Origin of the sequence: Infirmifilum sp. (genome assembly GCF_049970975.1) — an archaeon.
GTDB lineage: Archaea > Thermoproteota > Thermoprotei > Thermofilales > Thermofilaceae > Thermofilum > Thermofilum uzonense.
The window spans coordinates 1-1,889 of record NZ_JBMFLX010000189.1 but is presented as its reverse complement, the minus strand read 5'-3'; the positions used below and the strand labels follow the sequence as shown (position 1 = coordinate 1,889).

The following is a 1,889-nucleotide window of genomic DNA, read 5'->3' as shown; positions in this document are numbered from 1 at the left end:
GTCTGCTTGACGGGTGCATAGGATGGCCTTTGGTTCTAGCCTCATGCAGGCTATCTCTGCTATCACTAGTCCTCCCGTGGTTGAGCCTATGCCTTGTGGTATCACCAGTATCTTATGCGTTAAGTCCTTCCCGTAAATGTCGGGGTTGTTTTTGTCCGCACCTACAGCTTTCTTGGTTCTCGATACAATGGTCTTCTGGTATGTTGCAAGCCAGTTTAGACCGCTCCTGCTAACTACAGCTTCTCCTTCAGCCTCTCCGGCGACAACCGGTCGGCCTCTAAACTCCTCCCTGCTCACACCTTCTCACCTCCTCACGGTAAACGTCTCGACAAGAGCATCCTCTCGGAAGAAAACAGCGTGACTATAGTATGCTAGCTTGCCCGATACTGTTGCGATGTGGAGTCTCTTGGACGTTGGAATATTGGTGAACATTAATGGGCATATGCTTGACAGCCTTACCCCGGCCTCTCTGAGGCGCTGGTAATCCTTTGAGCCTTTAACATCGGATATTATCTTGGGAGCTGCAAGCATGAGGGTTCTCTTGATGAATTTCCTGTCCTCGAGCCTCCGGGCCCAGTGAGAGACTTGTTCTCGTGAAAGGTGTGGGCAGCCTATAATGATGAGGTCAGTCTTCTCGGGGGAAGCACCTTTAGCCATCTCCGCCTCCATTTCCTTCAAGGCTTTATCGTCTACTACTAGGCGTCTGTGAGCGTCTTTGATTAGCCTAGCTCCTTCCTCGCGTGCCTCTGCGGTAAGCCCTTCGGCATGGAATAGTCCTACAGCACCCCAGGACGCCATGGCTGAGCCCATGTCTTTAAGCTCGTATTCCTCTAGGCCCCATTTCTCTAGCCCCGTGATGTATGGGACGTCTTCGCCTACTGTCTTGCCTATGAGGCTGCCTAGGATGAAGGGGTCTGGCTTTGAGGATGTTTTAACCTCTACTAGCCAGCTGGCCCTCCTGTTTTCGTCGAGTAGTAGCCCGAATTCAGGGGTTTCTCCGAGTATGCCTGAGAAGATCTCTATAATAGATGAGTTTCTGTTTGTTCTGGCTCCTATCACTGAATTGGCGTAGATTACGGCGGACGACTCCGCCCATGCTAGCACGTCCCCGTAGCTCGGCTTGTTGCCTATATAGTATGGGGTACACGTGAACGCTTCGCGGTCCATGAGTCCAAGCCTGAGCAATAAATCCTCAAGTTGTTCCTGCTTACTGTATAGATAACCGCCTACAAGGCGCTCTAAAAAAGGGTATTGTTTCCTGTCGAGTGGACGGGGGTTTGCGGTTAAGGGAACCTTGCTTTTCAGCCCTGCCTCTGCGAGCTGTCCCAGGACGTCGAACATCGACTTTACGAACCTTAAGCCACAGGAGGTGACGAAGTGACAGCTCTTGCACTCGACTGTGCGCGTCGCGCCGTATATTCTCCCATAAGACTCTACAGTGGTTCTGCACTTTTCCAGAACTCTCTCCGAGCCTGCTCTAGACGCCACGTTATCACCCTAAAAGGTAAAGTCTCTCCTTAGATAGGGGAGGAGAACCCGTATTGCCCCTCCCCTGAATAGCATTTCCCGCATGGCCTCGGTTAGCGCTTCTAGACTTTCACGCCTTTTCATGAGCTCGAGTTTCTCGCCGCTTATCTTAACCTTTCCTCTTAGCGTTGCGGATGTGCTGCTTAGCTCTCCTCTAAGCATCGCCTCATAGGTGGTCAGATCCATTGTGACCTGTATGTCGGCTGGGACTTGTTCCTCAGGTTCCAGTACTCTTAGAGTGGTGCATTTCCCGTCCGTAATCTCCATGAGTACGCGGTAGCTGTAAGGTGTGCCGGGCACGGGAGGCCTTATGTCCACGAGTATCCTAGAGTTCCAGCCCTTAACGGCTTTCAGGAATTTTT

3 protein-coding genes are annotated in these 1,889 nt (G+C 51.7%); all 3 read right to left on the bottom strand.

What is annotated here, in order from left to right; all coding sequences use genetic code 11:
* The coding region (locus ACP5KC_RS10420; RefSeq protein WP_428287545.1) for an aconitase X swivel domain-containing protein at window positions 1-297 on the bottom strand (297 nt) is incomplete at its 3' end.
* 6 nt (window positions 298-303) lie between these two features.
* Window positions 304-1,488, bottom strand: coding sequence for an aconitase X (locus ACP5KC_RS10415; protein ID WP_428287544.1), 1,185 nt, complete (start codon window positions 1,486-1,488; stop codon window positions 304-306).
* Between the two features lie 9 nt (window positions 1,489-1,497).
* Window positions 1,498-1,889, bottom strand: a 392-nt coding sequence (locus ACP5KC_RS10410) for an SCP2 sterol-binding domain-containing protein (RefSeq protein WP_428287543.1), incomplete at its 5' end; no start/stop codon positions are given.